This is a genomic window from Reyranella sp., assembly GCF_004297405.1.
GTDB lineage: Bacteria > Pseudomonadota > Alphaproteobacteria > Reyranellales > Reyranellaceae > Reyranella.
The window spans coordinates 300184-316110 of sequence record NZ_SCVC01000042.1 but is presented as its reverse complement, the minus strand read 5'-3'; the positions used below and the strand labels follow the sequence as shown (position 1 = coordinate 316110).

15 protein-coding genes are annotated in these 15927 nt (G+C 62.8%); 6 read left to right on the top strand and 9 right to left on the bottom strand.

Going from position 1 to position 15927, the window contains the following annotated elements; all coding sequences use genetic code 11:
• Window positions 1-22: 22 nt before the first annotated feature.
• Genes EPO50_RS27670 through EPO50_RS27660 form a run of 3 tightly spaced genes read right to left on the bottom strand, consistent with a single transcriptional unit; the run spans window position 23 to window position 2391 of the window.
• On the bottom strand, window positions 23-985 hold the full coding sequence (locus EPO50_RS27670) for a tripartite tricarboxylate transporter substrate binding protein (protein WP_296349623.1): 963 nt from the start codon (window positions 983-985) through the stop codon (window positions 23-25).
• Window positions 982-1425 carry an NfeD family protein gene (locus EPO50_RS27665; protein ID WP_296349621.1) on the bottom strand — a complete coding sequence of 148 codons (444 nt, stop codon included), beginning with the start codon at window positions 1423-1425 and terminating at the stop codon, window positions 982-984. The genes EPO50_RS27670 and EPO50_RS27665 overlap by 4 nt, the downstream gene beginning before the upstream one ends.
• Window positions 1426-1428: 3 nt before the next feature.
• Entirely contained in the window at window positions 1429-2391 is a 963-nt protein-coding gene (locus EPO50_RS27660; protein ID WP_296349620.1) for an SPFH domain-containing protein, read from the bottom strand.
• Window positions 2392-2489: 98 nt separating this feature from the next.
• Between EPO50_RS27660 and EPO50_RS27655 the strand changes: the two genes are divergently transcribed.
• On the top strand, window positions 2490-3164 hold the full coding sequence (locus EPO50_RS27655; protein ID WP_367268066.1) for a nitroreductase family protein: 675 nt from the start codon (window positions 2490-2492) through the stop codon (window positions 3162-3164).
• A gap of 9 nt (window positions 3165-3173) precedes the next feature.
• Here the strand turns inward: EPO50_RS27655 and EPO50_RS27650 are convergent, their stop codons facing one another.
• Window positions 3174-3911 carry a hypothetical protein gene (locus EPO50_RS27650; RefSeq protein WP_296349618.1) on the bottom strand — a complete coding sequence of 246 codons (738 nt, stop codon included), beginning with the start codon at window positions 3909-3911 and terminating at the stop codon, window positions 3174-3176.
• Between the two features lie 62 nt (window positions 3912-3973).
• Here EPO50_RS27650 and EPO50_RS27645 point away from each other — a divergent pair, with 62 nt between their 5' ends.
• The 3 genes from EPO50_RS27645 (at window position 3974) to EPO50_RS27635 (ending at window position 6564) form a co-directional block, all read left to right on the top strand.
• Window positions 3974-4579: a 2-hydroxychromene-2-carboxylate isomerase gene (locus tag EPO50_RS27645; protein ID WP_296349616.1), complete on the top strand. Its 606-nt coding sequence runs from the start codon at window positions 3974-3976 to the stop codon at window positions 4577-4579.
• Between the two features lie 10 nt (window positions 4580-4589).
• The gene (locus EPO50_RS27640) at window positions 4590-5891 is read left to right on the top strand and encodes an aspartate aminotransferase family protein (RefSeq protein ID WP_296349614.1); all 1302 of its coding nucleotides are present in this window, start codon (window positions 4590-4592) and stop codon (window positions 5889-5891) included.
• A gap of 112 nt (window positions 5892-6003) precedes the next feature.
• Window positions 6004-6564: a hypothetical protein gene (locus EPO50_RS27635; RefSeq protein WP_296349613.1), complete on the top strand. Its 561-nt coding sequence runs from the start codon at window positions 6004-6006 to the stop codon at window positions 6562-6564.
• A gap of 70 nt (window positions 6565-6634) precedes the next feature.
• Here the strand turns inward: EPO50_RS27635 and EPO50_RS27630 are convergent, their stop codons facing one another.
• On the bottom strand, window positions 6635-7636 hold the full coding sequence (locus tag EPO50_RS27630) for a fatty acid desaturase family protein (RefSeq protein WP_296349611.1): 1002 nt from the start codon (window positions 7634-7636) through the stop codon (window positions 6635-6637).
• Between the two features lie 29 nt (window positions 7637-7665).
• Between EPO50_RS27630 and EPO50_RS27625 the strand changes: the two genes are divergently transcribed.
• A complete protein-coding gene (locus tag EPO50_RS27625) occupies window positions 7666-8565 on the top strand; it encodes an alpha/beta hydrolase (protein WP_296349609.1) in 900 nt (299 codons plus the stop codon).
• Window positions 8562-9176 carry an NAD(P)-dependent oxidoreductase gene (locus EPO50_RS27620; protein WP_296349608.1) on the top strand — a complete coding sequence of 205 codons (615 nt, stop codon included), beginning with the start codon at window positions 8562-8564 and terminating at the stop codon, window positions 9174-9176. The genes EPO50_RS27625 and EPO50_RS27620 overlap by 4 nt, the downstream gene beginning before the upstream one ends.
• A 10-nt stretch (window positions 9177-9186) precedes the next feature.
• Here EPO50_RS27620 and EPO50_RS27615 read toward each other — a convergent pair whose 3' ends face one another.
• The 4 genes from EPO50_RS27615 to EPO50_RS27600 all read right to left on the bottom strand — a co-directional run bounded on the left by EPO50_RS27615 (window position 9187) and on the right by EPO50_RS27600 (window position 15778).
• Window positions 9187-10332 (bottom strand): M20 family metallopeptidase, encoded by a 1146-nt coding sequence (locus tag EPO50_RS27615; RefSeq protein ID WP_296349606.1) that lies wholly within the window; start codon window positions 10330-10332, stop codon window positions 9187-9189.
• Window positions 10333-10435: 103 nt separating this feature from the next.
• Window positions 10436-12670: a S8 family serine peptidase gene (locus EPO50_RS27610; RefSeq protein ID WP_296349604.1), complete on the bottom strand. Its 2235-nt coding sequence runs from the start codon at window positions 12668-12670 to the stop codon at window positions 10436-10438.
• A gap of 33 nt (window positions 12671-12703) precedes the next feature.
• Window positions 12704-13801: a phosphatase PAP2 family protein gene (locus tag EPO50_RS27605; RefSeq protein ID WP_296349602.1), complete on the bottom strand. Its 1098-nt coding sequence runs from the start codon at window positions 13799-13801 to the stop codon at window positions 12704-12706.
• 186 nt (window positions 13802-13987) lie between these two features.
• Window positions 13988-15778: an adenylate/guanylate cyclase domain-containing protein gene (locus EPO50_RS27600; protein WP_296349601.1), complete on the bottom strand. Its 1791-nt coding sequence runs from the start codon at window positions 15776-15778 to the stop codon at window positions 13988-13990.
• Window positions 15779-15927: the final 149 nt, after the last annotated feature.

Sequence of the window (15927 nt, the reverse complement as noted above, 5' to 3'; positions counted from 1 at the left end):
AAAATGCCCCGATCCGGAGTGGTCAATCCGGCTTGATGTTGGCGTCGCGAATGAGGCGCCCGAAGCGCTCGTATTCCTGGGCGTTGAAGCGGGCGAACTGTTCGACGCTCATGTTCCCCGGCTCGCCGCCGAGACCGCGAAGCTTCGCTTGAACGTCAGACAAAGCCACCGCACGGGCAAGCTCTGCTTGAAGCCGCGCCACCACGTCGGGCGGGGATCCTGCCGTCACGTAGACGGCGTACCAGGTCGCCATGTCGAAACCTGGCAGGCCGGCTTCGATCAAGGTCGGCACATCGGGCAGTTCGCTGCTGCGACGGTCGGAGGTCACCGCCAATGCCTTGAACTTTCCGGCCTTGATCTGGCCCATCGCCGAAGAGGTCGTGTCGAACATCATCTGGACGTTGCCGGCGATGATATCGAGATGGGCCTGGGCACTGCCTTTGTAGGGCACATGTACGCCCTTTACGCCCGCTGCCATATCGAAGGCCTCGCCCGCGATATGCTGCGTGCTGCCGACGCCTGAAGAGCCATACTTGAACTCGCCCGGCTTCGCCTTCATCTGCGCAATGAGCTCCTGCACAGAATTGACCGGCACCGATGCTCCGACCACCAGCACATTGGGCACGCTCACCACGAGGCCGATCGGCGTCAGGTCCTTGATCGGATCGAAGGAGAGCTTGAGAAGATGCGGCGCAATCGCCTGCCCGGTGTTGGTGGCCACGAGCAGCGTATGGCCGTCGGCCGGCGCCTTGGCCGTGAGATCGGCGGCGATGGTGTTGGAAGCACCGGGCTTGTTCTCGACCAGGAATGTACCCTTGAGCTGCTCGGCGAATTTGTCCGCGAGCATGCGCGCCACGATATCCGTGCCGCCGCCGGCATTGGCGCCGACCATCAATCGCACGGGCTTGGTCGGATAGGTTGTCTGCGCTTTGACAGCCAGTGGCGCCAGCAGAACAGCCGATGCCAGGAGGCCTCTGCGCTTCACGGCGCCGGCTCCACCGAAAGTTCGGTGCCGTTCACGGCTTTCACACGCACCTTGGCGCCCTTGACCATGTCAGGTCCGGAGACGTTCCAGCTTCCGTCTCCCAAGTTGACCCGGCCGCGGCCATTGAGGATCGGGGCATCGAGCACGAACGTGCGGCCGATCATGGCGTCGCCGCGCGCGTTCAGGGTGTTGGGCGGTCCATCGATGTGCTGCAGGCGCCGCAAAGTCCGCCGCAGGCCCACGGCCGAAAGTACGGAGACGACGGCAAAGATGAGGAGCTGAAATTCGAGCGAAAGGTCGGAGGCGATCAGGAGGACGAAGCCCGCCGCTGCTGCACCGAACGCCAGGAAAAGGAACACCACGCCGGGCAGCATCATCTCGAAGACGAGCAGCACGGCCGCGAGCGCCCACCAATACCAGAAGATGATCTTGAAGCTCATGGCTTACCCTGCGTTCGGAACCGATCCACGCGAGCGCGGCACAGCGTCGGCCGCGCGCGACTGGGCCTCCTTGGCCAACTCACCGATGCCCGCGATCGACGCCATGACGCCGGCAGCCTCCACGGGAAGGAAAAAGACCTTCGAGTTATTGCTCGAACCCATGCGGGACAGTGCCTCGACATACTTGGTGCCGAGGAAGTAGTTGGTCGCCTGCACGCCGTTACCGGCGATCGCCTGTGCCACCACGGACGTCGCCTTGGCTTCGGCCTCGGCCAGACGCTCACGCGCCTCGGCGTCGCGGTAAGCGGCTTCGCGCCGGCCCTCGGCTGTCAGGATCGCCGACTGCTTCTCGCCTTCGGCGCGCTGGATGCTCGATTCGCGCACGCCCTCGGCTTCGAGGATGGTGGCGCGCTTCTCGCGCTCGGCCTTCATCTGCCGGCCCATCGACGCGACCAGATCCTCGGGCGGCGCGATGTCCTTGAGTTCGATGCGCAGGACCTTGACACCCCATGGACCGGTCGCCTGGTCGATCACCGCCAGCAGGGTGTTGTTGATCTCGTTGCGCTTGGACAGAACCTCGTCGAGCGCCATGTTGCCCATGACCGAGCGGATGTTGGTCAGCGCCAGGTTGGTGATGGCGAGATGGAGGTTCTGCACCTCGTAGGCGGCCCGCGCCGCGTCGATCACCTGATAGAAGGCCACCGCATCGACCTGCACGGTGGCGTTGTCCTTGGTGATGACCTTCTGCGCCGGGATATCCAGGACATTCTCCTGCATGTTCATCTTGCGCCCGACGGTATCGATGAAAGGCACGATGAGATGCAGGCCGGGCGAAAGCGTGCGCGTGTACTTGCCGAACCGCTCGATCGTCCAATTCGTGCCCTGTGACACGGTCTTGACGCCCGCAAACACAAGGACGAGCGCCACGACGACCAGCGCCAGAACGAAAATCAGCGCACCAGACATATTCAAGCCTCCCCGACTTCATCAAGACCCTAGCCCAAGCGGATGCGTAGGGCCAACGCTGAGGCTAGAGTCCGGCGATCGCCGCAGGAGGTTTCTTCGTGCTTGAGCCCATCTGGGAACCGCTGACCAGCTATCGCAGCTATCCGCCCGCGCAAATGACGGAACGGGCGCAGTCTTTTCACGCCGAACTGCGCCGCCGGCGCACGGTGCGCGACTTCGACAGCCGTCCTGTGCCGCGCGATGTCATCGAGACATGTCTCCTCGCCGCTGGCACCGCACCGTCGGGGGCGAACCTGCAGCCGTGGCACTTCGCTGTCATCGAGAGTCCGGCTGCCAAGAAACGCATCCGCATTGCCGCCGAAGCAGAGGAGCAGGCCTTCTATAGTGGACGAGCCCCCAAGGAGTGGCTCGAAGCGCTGGCTCCGCTCGGCACGGATGCAGACAAGCCATTCCTCGAAGAGGCGCCGTTGCTGATCGCGATCTTCGCACAGAAGTCCGGCACGCGACCCGACGGCCGCACCGTGAAGCACTACTACGTGCCGGAGTCGGTCGGCATCGCCACAGGCTTCCTGATCGCCGCCCTGCACGATGCTGGACTGGCGACGCTCACGCACACGCCAAGTCCGATGGGTTTCCTGAACGAGATCTGCGCACGGCCGGCCTGGGAGAAGCCGACGATCCTACTGGTGGTCGGCTATCCCAAGGCGAAGTGCCGGGTGCCCCATCATGGCGGGCTGAGAAAGAAGCTGGAAGAAATCAGCTCGTGGGTTTAGGCGCGCTCACTAGTGGCGCGTGTCGGTCGCCAGCCAGCGATCGAGGAAACCGTCGATCCAGCGATCAAGGGGCGGATCGTAGAGCGGGTGCATGGAGAGGTGAACGCCACGCTGCTGCGCGCCCGGCATCTTGAGCCGCTCCGACGCCTTGAGCGTCCAGATGTCCTTCATCTCGAGCGTCACCTCGGGATGGAATTGGAAGCCGAATGCGTTGGGACCGCAGCGGAAGCCCTGAACGGGATAGCGATCGTTGGTGGCCAACAGCTCACAGCAATCCGGGATGGTCATGCCTTCGCGGTGCCACTGGTAGACCTTCATCGGCGCCTTGAACCAGGTGCGGCCGGCTTCCGTCGGTTCGATATCGACATAGCCGATCTCGACGAGACCCTTGGGATGCGGTCCTACGCGGCCGCCCGCAGCCCGCGTCAGCAACTGGGCGCCGAGGCAGAGGCCGAGATAGGGAACGCCGGCCTCGATCACGCGCGGGATCCAGTCGAGTTCGCACTTGATGCCGGCGAGCGTACCGCAGTCGTTGGCCGACATCGGGCCGCCAAAAATCACCACGCCGGCATAGTCCGACAGGTCTTCAGGCAGCTCGCAGCCGAGATTTGGGCAGAGGCGGTGAAGCTCGTAGCCGCGCTTCTCGAGGAGGGCGCCGACCCGACCGGGCCGCGAATGCTCCTGATGCACGACGATAGCTATCTTCTTGGGAGAAATTTTTTTGGGCTTCTCAGCCATTACCGTCATGGATTTGCAAGATACGTGTCGGTTGTGGCAACGACAAGGCGAACCGGAAGCGGAGGGACGAAATGGCGCGGCAGCTCGACTTCTACTTCGATTGCTCCAGCCCGTGGACCTATCTCGCCTTCCACGCGATCCAACCTCTCGCTGCGGAAGCAGCTGCAGAAATTGTATGGAAGCCGATCCTGGTCGGCGGTGTGTTCAACGCCGTCAACCAGACGGTCTACGATAGCCGCGCCAAGCCCAATCCGCGCAAGCAGGCCTACATGCTGCAGGATCTCGATGCCTGGGCGAAGCTCTACGGCCTCGACATCGTCTTTCCGCCCAAGGTCTTTCCGGTCAACAGCGTGAAGTGCATGCGCGGTGCCTTCGTTGCCCTCGATGAAGGCAAGCTGGTCCCTTATGCGACCGCAGCCTTCGAAGCCTATTGGGGCAACGACCTCGACATCGCGCAGGAGGCCGTGCTCGCCGACATCGCGACGCGGGCAGGACTGGAGCGTCAACGTTTCTTCGCGGGCATAGAGACCGACTCCTGCAAGGCCCGCCTGCGCGCCAATACCGACGAGCTGATCGCGCGTGGCGGCTTCGGCAGCCCGACCATCTTCGTGGGCGACCAGATGTTCTTCGGCAACGACCGCATGCCGCTGATCAAGGCAGCGTTGGACGCAACCTGACGGAGGCAAAATGAGTGCCAACGACGATCCGCAATTCTGGGCGAAGGCGCGCGCCCATCTCGTACGCTATGGCGGCGCCTTCTCACCGCTGATCGCGGAACGTGCCGAAGGCAACTACTTCACCGACGCCGACGGACGAAAGATCCTCGATTTCACCTCCGGCCAGATGAGTGCGATCCTGGGCCACAGCCACGCCGAGATCGTCGCCGTGACCCGGCACTACATCGGCGAGCTCGACCATCTCTACTCGACCGTCCTATCTCGCCCGGTCGTCGACCTGGCGGCGCTGATCGCCAAGATCTCGCCGGGCAAACTCGACCGCGTGCTGCTGGTGTCGACCGGCGGCGAGTCGAACGAGGCAGCGCTACGCATGGCGAAGCTCGTGACCGGCCGCCACGAGATCGTCGCCATGAGCCGCTCCTGGCACGGCGTCACGGGAGGCGCCGCGTCGGCCACCTACTCCTCCAGCCGTAAGGGCTACGGTCCACCCCAGCCAGGATCACTGGTCCTGCCGTCACCTGACACCTATCGCTCGCGCTTCATTGACGAGCGTGGCGTCTACGATTGGAAGGGCGAACTGGACTTCGGCTTCGACCTGGTCGACCGCCAGTCAAGCGGCTCACTGGCTGCCTGTATCGTCGAACCGATCCTGAGCTCGGGCGGCGTGCTCGAACCGCCTGAGGGCTGGATGGCGGCGCTGGCCGAGAAATGCCGGGAGCGCGACATGCAGCTCATCTTCGACGAGGCGCAGACCGGCCTCGGCCGTACCGGCCATCTCTTCGCCTGCGAGCATGACGGCGTGGTGCCCCAGTATCTGACCCTATCCAAGACCCTGGGAGCCGGCCTGCCGCTCGCCGCCATGCTGACGACACCGGAGATCGAGGACATCGCCGCGGAGCGTGGTTACCTCTTCTATACAACCCACGCCTCTGATCCCCTGCCGGCGGCGGTCGGGCTCAAGGTCATCGAGGTGATCCTGCGTGACCGCTTCACGGAGCGCGCGGCAACCCTCGGCCGCCGCCTGAAGGACGGTCTGCAAGCTTTGCAGCAGCGCTACGACTGCATCGGTGACGTCCGCGGCCGTGGTCTGCTCCTCGGCCTCGACCTGGTGAAGGATCGGCGATCGCGGACGCCCGACCCCGAACTCGCCCAGCAGGTAGCGCGCGCCTGCCTGGACCTGGGAATGATGACCAGCGTGGTCCGCGGCGGCTTCGGCATCTTCCGCATCGCCCCACCCCTTACCGCCACCGAAGCCGAAATCGACCTCGGGCTGGAGATCTTCGATCGGGCGATCACCAAAGCTTTACAGTGAAATTGGCAGATTTCCCGGCCTTCTCGCTCCATACGCAGTATTTGCGTTTGAAACGAGCGTCTATCTGTTGTACCCGCTGGCGGTTTCCGGGCCATGTGTTGGGAGTGTGCGGATGATCAAGGTGCTGACGCAGGTAGCGATTCTCTCGGCATGTACCCTTGCACTGGGCGCCTGCACGCTCGGACAGGGTGGTAGTACGGCAGCAGCGCCGACCAAGGCCGCGGCCCCGGACTACCAGGCCCCCTCGCCTCCGCCACCGCCTGCCGGCCAGATCCGCGCAATCTGCTATAGCGAAGCCGACATCACCCACGTCCGGTCCCGCATGGTGCAGCAGGAGTTGCAGGTCATAACCCTCCAGTGCCAGAGCGGCGGCGGCAAACGTGCCTACGAGCGCACCTATGCCGACTTCGTCGGTAAGTTCCGCGCTGAATTTGCGACCAACGCCCGCGCGCTCTCCCAGATCGCCGCCCGCAAGCGCCTCAACGTCGATACCCTGGTGACCGAAATCGCCAACCGGACTGCCCAGCGCGCCCAGGTCGACAAGGAATTCTGCTCTCGTGGCAAGCGCGCCTTCGACTGGGCGCTGGACGCCAAGGTAACGAGCCTTGCCCAGGTCCCGCCGCCGTACGATGTCGGCCCCGACATGAACATCTGGCCCTGCCCGGCCCAGTAACCGGCACCAGACAAGCAAGACAAAGGCGGTCTCAACAGACCGCCTTTTCTTTTGGACGGGATGATCTTCCTCAGATGTGCTGGGCAGTGCCGCTTCGACCGCCGCGCGTTGCGTCGATGGGCGCAGACGTCGCGGCCTTCAAGACGGCGAGATAGCCCGGCTTGATCTCCATGGCGTGACGACGACCGCCAGCCAGCAGGAGGCGGTGCGCTTCCGGAAGACGCCAGCAGGGCACGAACATGAACAGGTGATGCTCCAGGTGGTAGTTCACCCAGTAGGGCGCCATCAGGAGCCGGACCAGCGGATTGGCGTAGGTGGTGCGGGTGTTGCGCAGCGGATCGTCGTTGTCGGGAACGACTGCGTGCTCGGCGATGTTCCGGATGCGGCTGATGAACTGGTACCAGGTGGCGAGTGGCAGCAGCCACAGCACAGGGTAGAGCCACCAATAGCCCGCTGCACTGCAGGCGATCAGCATCGCGGCGTTCACGAGCAGAGAACCTTTCTCCCGCTGCCAGAACCGTCCGAGCCGGACGGCCACTGGCGCATCGGCCGGCCCCAAGGCGCGGCGGATCTGGTCACCGCGACGCAAATAGGCCGTCTGCCCTGTAAGGTCGCGCACGATCTTTCGGCGCAGGCTGGTGCGACTGATCGGAAACGGCGCCGAAAGGCCGAGGTCGGGGTCACCCGCCTGCTGCGTGAAGCGATGGTGCTGCAGATGATAGGGCCGATAGAGCGTCAGGCTCGTAAACACCGGATAGGCGCAGAACCAGCTTCCCACCCAATCGTTGAGACGCCGGTCGGCAAAGAGCAACCCGTGCGCAGCATCATGCATCAGGATCGCAAGCCCGAGCTGCCGGCCGCCGACCACCATCGCGCCGAGCAGGAAAGTGAACGGATTGGGCCACCAGGCGAAAATCGCCATGCTGCCCAGGATCAAAACCCAGGCGTGCAACACGAGCAGCGCACCGGTGAGGTTCGACTTGGCGCCGAGCCGCCGCTTCTCTTCCAGGCTCAGGAGATCACTTGCCGCGCTCATCACATCGAGGCTGCGCGTGGTCGTAACACCTGTCAACGCTGCCTCCGAACCGCTATCGTCCAGGCATGCAGAGCAAGACGGTACGAACGGACGTTCTCGAACTCGCCTACGAGGAGCACGGCCCCGCCAATGGCGCGGCTGTCATCTTGCTGCACGGATTCCCGTACGACGTTCGTTGCTTCGACCAGGTGGCGCCGGCGCTGGCGGCCGACGGCCATCGTGTCCTGGTGCCTTATCTGCGCGGCTATGGTCCCACGCGCTTTCTCTCACCCGCCACGCCACGCTCTGGCGAGCAGGCAGCACTCGGCCACGATCTACACCAGATGATGGATGCGCTCGACATCCAGCGTGCAGCTTTGGCCGGCTACGATTGGGGTGGACGAGCCGCCTGCATCGTCGCCGCCCTGTGGCCCGAGCGCGTACGCGGCCTGATAAGCTGCACGGGCTACAACATCCAAAACATCGCCACATCGAACGAGCCGGCATCGGCAGCCGCGGAGCATCGTTTCTGGTATCAGTACTACTTCCACACGGAGCGTGGACGCGCCGGTCTCACCCAGAACCGTCGCGATATCTGCAAGCTCCTCTGGAAGCTTTGGTCACCGGAATGGAAATTTGACGATGCGACCTTCGAGCGGTCAGCCCTCTCCTTCGACAATCCCGACTTTGTGGACGTCGTGATTCAGTCGTACCGTCACCGCTACGCCTATGCGAAGGGTGATCCTGCGCTGGTGCCGATCGAGGCCAGGCTCGCTGTGCAGCCGAAAATCTCGGTGCCGACCATCAACCTGCACGGCGGCCACGATGGCGTCGGCCCCGCACCGGAGATCGACCGCCAAGCCGGTCACTTTACCGGCCCCTACGAGCGGCGGATCCTCCCCGGGATCGGCCACAATGTTCCACAAGAAGCGCCAGCCGAAACGGTGGCGGCACTCCGAGATCTCATGAAGGCGACCCAGATATGACCGACATTGCACTGATTGGCGCCACCGGGAATGTCGGCAGCCGCATCCTTACCGAAGCGCTGTCACGCGGCCATGCCGTCACCGCGCTCACGCGCGACGCCTCCAAGATGAAGCCGCGCGCCGGCATGACCGTAAGGCAGGCGAGCACGACAGACGTCACAAACCTCGCCGCCGTTCTCGCCGGCCACGCCGTCGTCGTCGCTTCGGTCAAGTGGAACGAAGCCAACATCCGGGATGTACTCGACGCCGTGCGTCGTTCCGGCGTGAAGCGTGCGCTGTTCGTGGTCGGCGCCGGCAGCTTGATCCGATCCGACGGCCGTACACATCTCGACCATATGGCCGACAGGGGAGTGCAGCCGCCGACCTCCAAGCCCGCGTCCCTGGCGCTCGCAGAACTCCGCAAGGTGACCGACCTCGATTGGACGGCGATCTCGCCCCCCGCCTCGATTCGCCCCGGCGAACGCACTGGTGAATTCCGGCTCGGCGAGGATCACCTGCTCGAAGACGACGAGGGCCAGAGCCAGATCAGCTTCGAAGACTTCGCCATTGCGATCGTCGACGAAGTCGAGAAGCCCAAGCACTCTCGCCAGCGCTTCACAGCAGCCTATTGAACGGCGGCCCCTACTCCAGCGTTTCCAGAAGCCGCGTGCAGAGATAGGTCCGCGGTACCAGCGACGAGTAGTAGATCTGCTCGTCGATGGCGTGTGCGCCCTTGCCGTCGGCGCCCAGCCCATCGAGGGTCGGGATGCCGAGTGCCGCCGTGAAGTTGCCGTCGCTGCCGCCGCCGGTCAGCGGCACGTCGTGCAGTTCCTTGCCAATCTCGCGATAGATCGCCTGGGCCTTCTCGAACAGCGCCGAGATGCCGGCGTCCTTCTGGTAGGGCGGCCGGTTCATGCCACCTTCGACCGTGAGTGTGACGTCCTTGCCGATCGGTTCCAGGTTCAGGAACCAGTGGGTCATCTCCTCGGCGAGCTGCTGGCTGGGGACGCGCAGGTCGACGTCGGCCACGCATTCTGCTGGCGTCACGTTCACGCCGGAGCCGCCGCGGATCAGGCCGACGTTGCAGGTGATGCCACGGGCATAGTCGGTCTTGCCCTCGATGCGCTCGATCTGCCGCGCCATTTCGAGGATGGCGCTGCGACCGTCCTGATGGCGGACACCGGAATGGGCAGCCCGGCCCTTCACCGACAAAGTGAAGCGGCCGACGCCCTTGCGCGACGTCACGACCTTGTCGCCGTCGCGGCCCGGCTCCATGACCAGCGCGTATTTGTGGCCCTTCGCGGCCTCTTCGATGCGCGCCCGCGAAGTTGGGCTTCCAACCTCTTCCTCGGGAATGAACAGAAAGGTGACAGGCAGTTTGGTCCGCTTGCCCTGGCGGATCAGGTGGCGCAGCGCGTAGTAGGCGATGTAGCCGCCCGCCTTCATGTCGTAGATGCCGGGACCAAAGATGCTGTCGCCTTCGCGACGCACCTTCAGCTCCTTCTCGATCATGCCGATGGGATGCACCGTATCGAGATGGGCGAGGATCAGGATGCCCTTGCCCTCGCCCTGGCTCCATTCTGCCGGGGTCTTCGCCTCGAGGATGTCGCCGAACCCGTCACGCCCCGGGATACGCTCGAGCTTCAGCCCGAGGTCACGGAACTGGCCTTCGACATGATCGACGACCTTGTTGACCGACTTGGCGTCGTGGCTCGGGCTTTCGATGCTCACCCATTCCACGATACCGCCGAGCACCTCGTCGGCATCGATCTTGGGTTCATTCTTCATCCTCTCGGCGGCCATCGGTACTCGCTTTTCATTCAGACATCACTCACCCGGAAAATCGCACAATCAGGAGCGCCGGGCCATACTTCCACCGAGATGCGTGCAGTCAGGGAAGCTCATACCTCTTCAAGGCCACGACCGGGCCGAGGTTCATTCTGCCCGCACCTCCACGTCCGCCAGGCGGCGGAGCTGGATTGGCGGGAGGTGGAAGGAGCACGCCCTCGTCCGCAGTGGCTTGATTCCTGACCGCCAGACGATTGCCCGCTGCACCCGAGGCAAGCTTGCCGGCCACGAACCGGGCGATTCGTGGCGCTGCGACGCTGGTCCCCCCCATGGCGACCACCGAGCCGCTATGCGATCCGGCCGCCAGGATACCGTGATGCACCCGCGAATCCTCGCTTGGCGCCATGGCATCGGGCGAACGCGGTGGCGGTGGCAGCGCCTGAGCTCCAGCGGACGAATACTTCGCAGCTACCAACTCTTTTCGAAGGTAACCGCCTGCCACGATCGGAGCATCATCGATCAACGTCGAGCTGGTCGCGATCGCATTGATCGTACTTTCGCGTTTGACCACGCTGGCCGCGTCGTCGATCTCGATATCTCGCCCCGCATCGTCATATCGCTTGTAGTTGAAGTCCTCGAAGAAGGACTGGCGGCCGCGCAGTGGGAAGCCATAGAGCGAATCGTCCCGCTGTACCCAAGCGTGAACGGTCTCACTGGGCGTCAGCGCTACGTTCTTGAGGTCGATCACCCATACGCCCGCCGGCGCAAGTGGCGTGGCGGTATCGAGGGCCGTTGTCGGCAACAGCGAAAATCGAAACATTCTGCGATTCGTCAGGAGCGACGAGTAGTACCAAGCCTCGGCATAGGTCGAGCCACCTGTCCCGGTCCACGCGACAGGTCCGCTCGTCTCGGTGATAGTGTGGTATTCGCCTGTCGGCGCCGTCATGGTCACCTCGATCCGGTTACCGGCAACCCCAGGTCGCCGTTTGGGCAACCAGATCTCGGCAAAGCTCGGCGTCTTGTCATCCGGGAGGATGCGCCAACGGAGCGTTTGGACGGAAGTCGCGCTGGCAAAATTGATCTGGGCATGAGTGCGTGACAGGTGACTGTTGCCGGCGGGCAGAACGACGCGCAGGGAAATGCGGCGCGCCTTGCAGACCGCGATCGCCAAATCGATCGCAAGTTCGATATCCGCCGTCCCGTCATGCGGCCCCTCGAGACGCCCGTAGCTGAGGTTTATCACCACCGGTGAACGCGTAGCGCCCGGAATCGCCGCCGCCCTTTCCACGATGTACCAAATGGCATTCCAGATGTACGGGAAGAGCGACCCTCCGGACGTGTCGGCTGTCACCCTTATCGGAAGCTGCACAGCTATGATTGGCCGGTCGCTACGGGCAAGGGATGGATCCGAGCCGCTTGCAATGTCCATGACGTGCGTGCCGTGCGAGATCCGCCACGCCGCGGATTGGTGGCCATCCGTCTTGAAGTTGATCAGCCTGGCCTGACGATAGAGCAGGTCCTCGTCAACCTGGCCAGCCTTGGTACATCTGGCCAGCAGCGCATTGATCTGTCCCCTATCCAGTTCGCAGCCATGAGGAACCGGGTCTAAAACGGGGTTTGGAGGGGGAAGAAAGACCGGATAAGGCGGAACGGACGGACCGTCCTGCAGCCACCAATAGGCGACACGCGATTCGACGTTACCGCCGACAAATCTGCAAAATCGCTCATTAGCGAAAGCAATTCCGTCGTCGATGATTCCCATCACGACGGTCCCAGCCGGTGCGGCTCCGGCCGCCTGCGTCTTCTCCTCGCGCTTCTTCTTTTTATCGGCCACGTGTTCCGAAGGAGGCAACGAAGTCGAATCCAATGGACGCCCGGGACTCATGCTTACGACAGCGTCCCGGACATCCGCCCATAATTGCGGGTCCCAGCGGGGACTCGCGGCCACTGTGGCGCTCGAGGTACCAGGATCGAAGGCTGGGCCCGGCATAAAGCTCTTGAGAATGTAGTCCGAGCGGACCATCGCCGTGATGTACTTTGCATCCTCGGCGCCAACGCTGGAGTCGGTGAACAGAGACGGCACCTGAACCGCCGCCCGCCAATCGGCGCGCTTTTCTCTATCCTTGATGTGCTCGCCCTCGGCAAAGTCACGGGGCGTGACCCCATCTTTCAGGCGGAGGAAAACAGGGAGAAGCTCCTGTCCCTGCCGCTGCCGTCCCGGAAGGAAGAAGTAAGGCCGGCCAGCCCGCAGAACCCAGAAGAAGTATGGATCTATCCCGTCGAGATCGCTTTGGCTGAATTCACGCTGGCGGCGATCGGCGCTTGGTTTGTCCGTCATGGAAGACCTCGCAACTGATGATTGCCGAACGATTCAAGTCCACTCAGCCAACGCCTTACCCCAGAGCCAACCCAAAATCGTTTGAGTGGCGCTGACCGCCAATGGTTGAGTTCCTCCGAGCAAGGTCACATAAGCGGTCGCCGCGGTGCCTGCCGCGGTCGGAATTACCTGCTTCGCGGTCGCCACGTCATAGAATTCGAGCCAATAGAAATCGCCGTCACCGGGCGGCAACGTAACCGCGGTCGTCCCATCGGGGAACTTCGTTCCATCGAACGCGTATGCTTCATATGCGGCGTCGTTTTTGCAGCGATGCACAAAGTACTCGCCAAGTGTCAGACCGAGCAGCGCACCAGCGGCAGTGTCGACCGGAAAGTGCACCCCGGCGATGGTGCGGTTTATCGCGACGCGAGAAGCCAAGCGCATGAATTGCGCACCCCACTTCAGATCGGCGTATGGAAGAATAAACGGAGTTGCCGCGGCTGCAGCGGCCGCGGCTGCTGCGCTCAACAGCTTCAACAATACAACCGCTGTTATGAAGGTTTCGGTGGCATGGCCGCTCGGGAAGCTGCTGTGGCCCGGCGTCAGGATCATCGGCTGAATCTGTGGCGAATATTCATGGGGACGGCGAGCCGCCAGCGCATGCTTGAATCGCATCTCGGTAAAGTTCGCGAGACGTACCGCAGCTGCAATCAGCTCGTAGGTGAAAGGTGTGCGCGATGGGGAAAGGAATGCAATTGAAGTCATGAAGGCGACGGCGCCGCCCAACTGCGTCATGATTTCTGCCGCGCGGTCTGCTCGAAGATCAGCGTAGCTGTTCACAAAGCTCATTTGGCTTTCGAATATCGCATCCGTCGGCCGCGTCATTGTGACCAGATCTTGGAAGGAGGGAGTCGCTACATCGAGATGCTTCAACTTCATCTTTCCGGCCACAGTCGTGTCGGGGAAGAAGTGAAGATTAGAAAGAAGCTCGAAGTCGACGATGCTCGCCCTGACCCAAGGTTCCCAACGCTGAAGGTTATTCGGATCGTCGAGGGCGTGCTGGGCGATCACCGGTGATGGCAAGGGCGCCCATGTTCCCGCAATGCCGTCGCGGCTGTAGATCAGCGCCTCGGCCACCGGCCCCGAGTTCATGAGCCCAAGGCCGCCCAGTCCTCCAAGACCTCCGAGTCCCCCTAGGCCTCCGAGTCCCCCAAGCCCGCCGAGGCCTCCTAGTCCTCCGAGCCCACCAAGGCCGCCCAAACCGCCAAGTCCTCCCAAACCGCCCAGGAATGATTCCACAGACATGGCTGCCCCCTTCAGGTCAATGAGTTCAATCTGTCACTCTGGCACTCCCGCTTGACGCAACACCTCTGCAGCCGCCCGTCCAATCGGATAGTCGGCGGCCGGAGAGCTCCTTAGCCACCCGCTGACCGTCAGCGTTGGCTGAAGCTTCATGAGTTCCTGTACGGACTTGCGCGCATCGTCGAACCTACCGAGCTGCCACTGCGCGATCGTCATGACGCGCCAGCTGGACGTATGCTTGCGATTCGCCCTCAGCGAGCGCTGCGCCAGTTCGAACCCTCGTTCATATTGCTGATTGGCGAGGCAAGCTGTCGTCGCGAGCGAGTCGTAGAACCACCGATGCGGATCGAGCGGCGAGAGCTTGAGTGCACGCTCGGTGTGATCGACCGCCTGCTGCCCCTCGCTTCTGAAAGCATGGAGGGTACCCTTCAGTAGCCATGCGAGCGAATTGCTCGGGTTGATCTCCAGGGCGCTCTCATAGGATTCGTATGCAACGTCAAATTTCTTGAGCAGATTGACGTTCGCGAACCCGTTGATTGCAAGGGCAAGCGAACAATCAGGATCGATGTCCAGAGCACGCTTGGTAGCCTCCAATGCCAGGTAGGTGTCTTGCCGTGCATCCTGCGACCACCCCTGCTGGACCCTCAAGACGTGCCAATTGGCAAGCCATGCTAGCGGTATCGGATGGCGAATCCCGCGGTCGACCAGCTCCTGGAGCAGCCGACGCGCCTCCTCGAAATCAGGCAGCGACAACCGATACATCAGGCTGACTGCGCTCATGAGAAGTGTGTAGGCTTTGAGTGTCGGCAACGGCTGCGACCGCGTTCTCTGAAGTTCCCGGGTCGTCACTGCGGCGTTTACCGCGGTGATAAGACGGCCGATCAACTCTTGCTCTCCGCTGAGTATGGCAAAGGCGTCATCCTCAAGGCTCTCGGCCCAGAGGATCCGCCCCGATTTCGTTTCTGAGAGATTCACGTCGAGCTTCAGGCGTTTGTCGCCGTTACCGTAGGCACCGGACAGAACGTAGTCAGCGTTCAAGCGCACGCCGACCTCGCCCATGGGAACATCGCGGCCGCGGAACGCCGTTGTAGACAGACGTGAGACGAGATTCAGGCTCGAAGAATGGGAAAGTCCTCGGATGATTTCTTCCGCAAGCACTTCACCGAGCACTCCGTGGTCATGTGCAATGTTGCGGGATGCTAGGGGTATGACTGCAATCGATGGCGCCAACTCGTCGAGTAACGCCCCCTGTCTGATCATCGGATGTCGGCCCGGCGGACCTATCCGATAAGCCCTTATCGGTTGTGTGAGGTGGCGGACGAAGCAATCGCCAAGATCCTCGACGTCCGCGTCCAGGCTGGGCGTCAGGCCATCTCGCACATGCTGTGAGATCACGATCTCACCAGGCCCGGCAAGGCTCATAAGCCGTGCCGCTAGGTTCACGCCGCGACCGAGAACATCGTTGGCTTCGACGATTACATCGCTGACTTCCAGACCCATCCGAAGCATGATCTTTTGCTCGGCGGGCAGGCTGGCGTTCCGTCGTTCACTGGCGTCCTGAATTGCAAGGGCCGCAGAAACAGCGGATCTGACTTCGCTGAAGTCAAGGAGCATTCCATCGCCGAGGCTCTTCACGAGCCGTCCGTTATGCGATGGCAAAATGTCAGCCCTCACATCCTCGACGAGAGCGAGCCAACGCGAAATGGCGCCGACTTCATCCTGTTCGATGAGCCGGACAGACTCCACGACATCGACGAGAAGCACCGCACGCGTGGCCCAAGCCATATGGTGGCGTGCAGGAACCGTTCCCAGGTCGGGTCCTGTCATCGTTACCCCCTCGGTCGACCGATCAGGCCAACACGGAGTTCCCTGGGAACGATAGCAGCTTTTGATGGGTGTGAAAGCCACAACAGGCACTACTCGCGCGCCGGATGCCGGTCGACCGGTGCAGCGGTCGACCAGACTGCGTTCGCAAT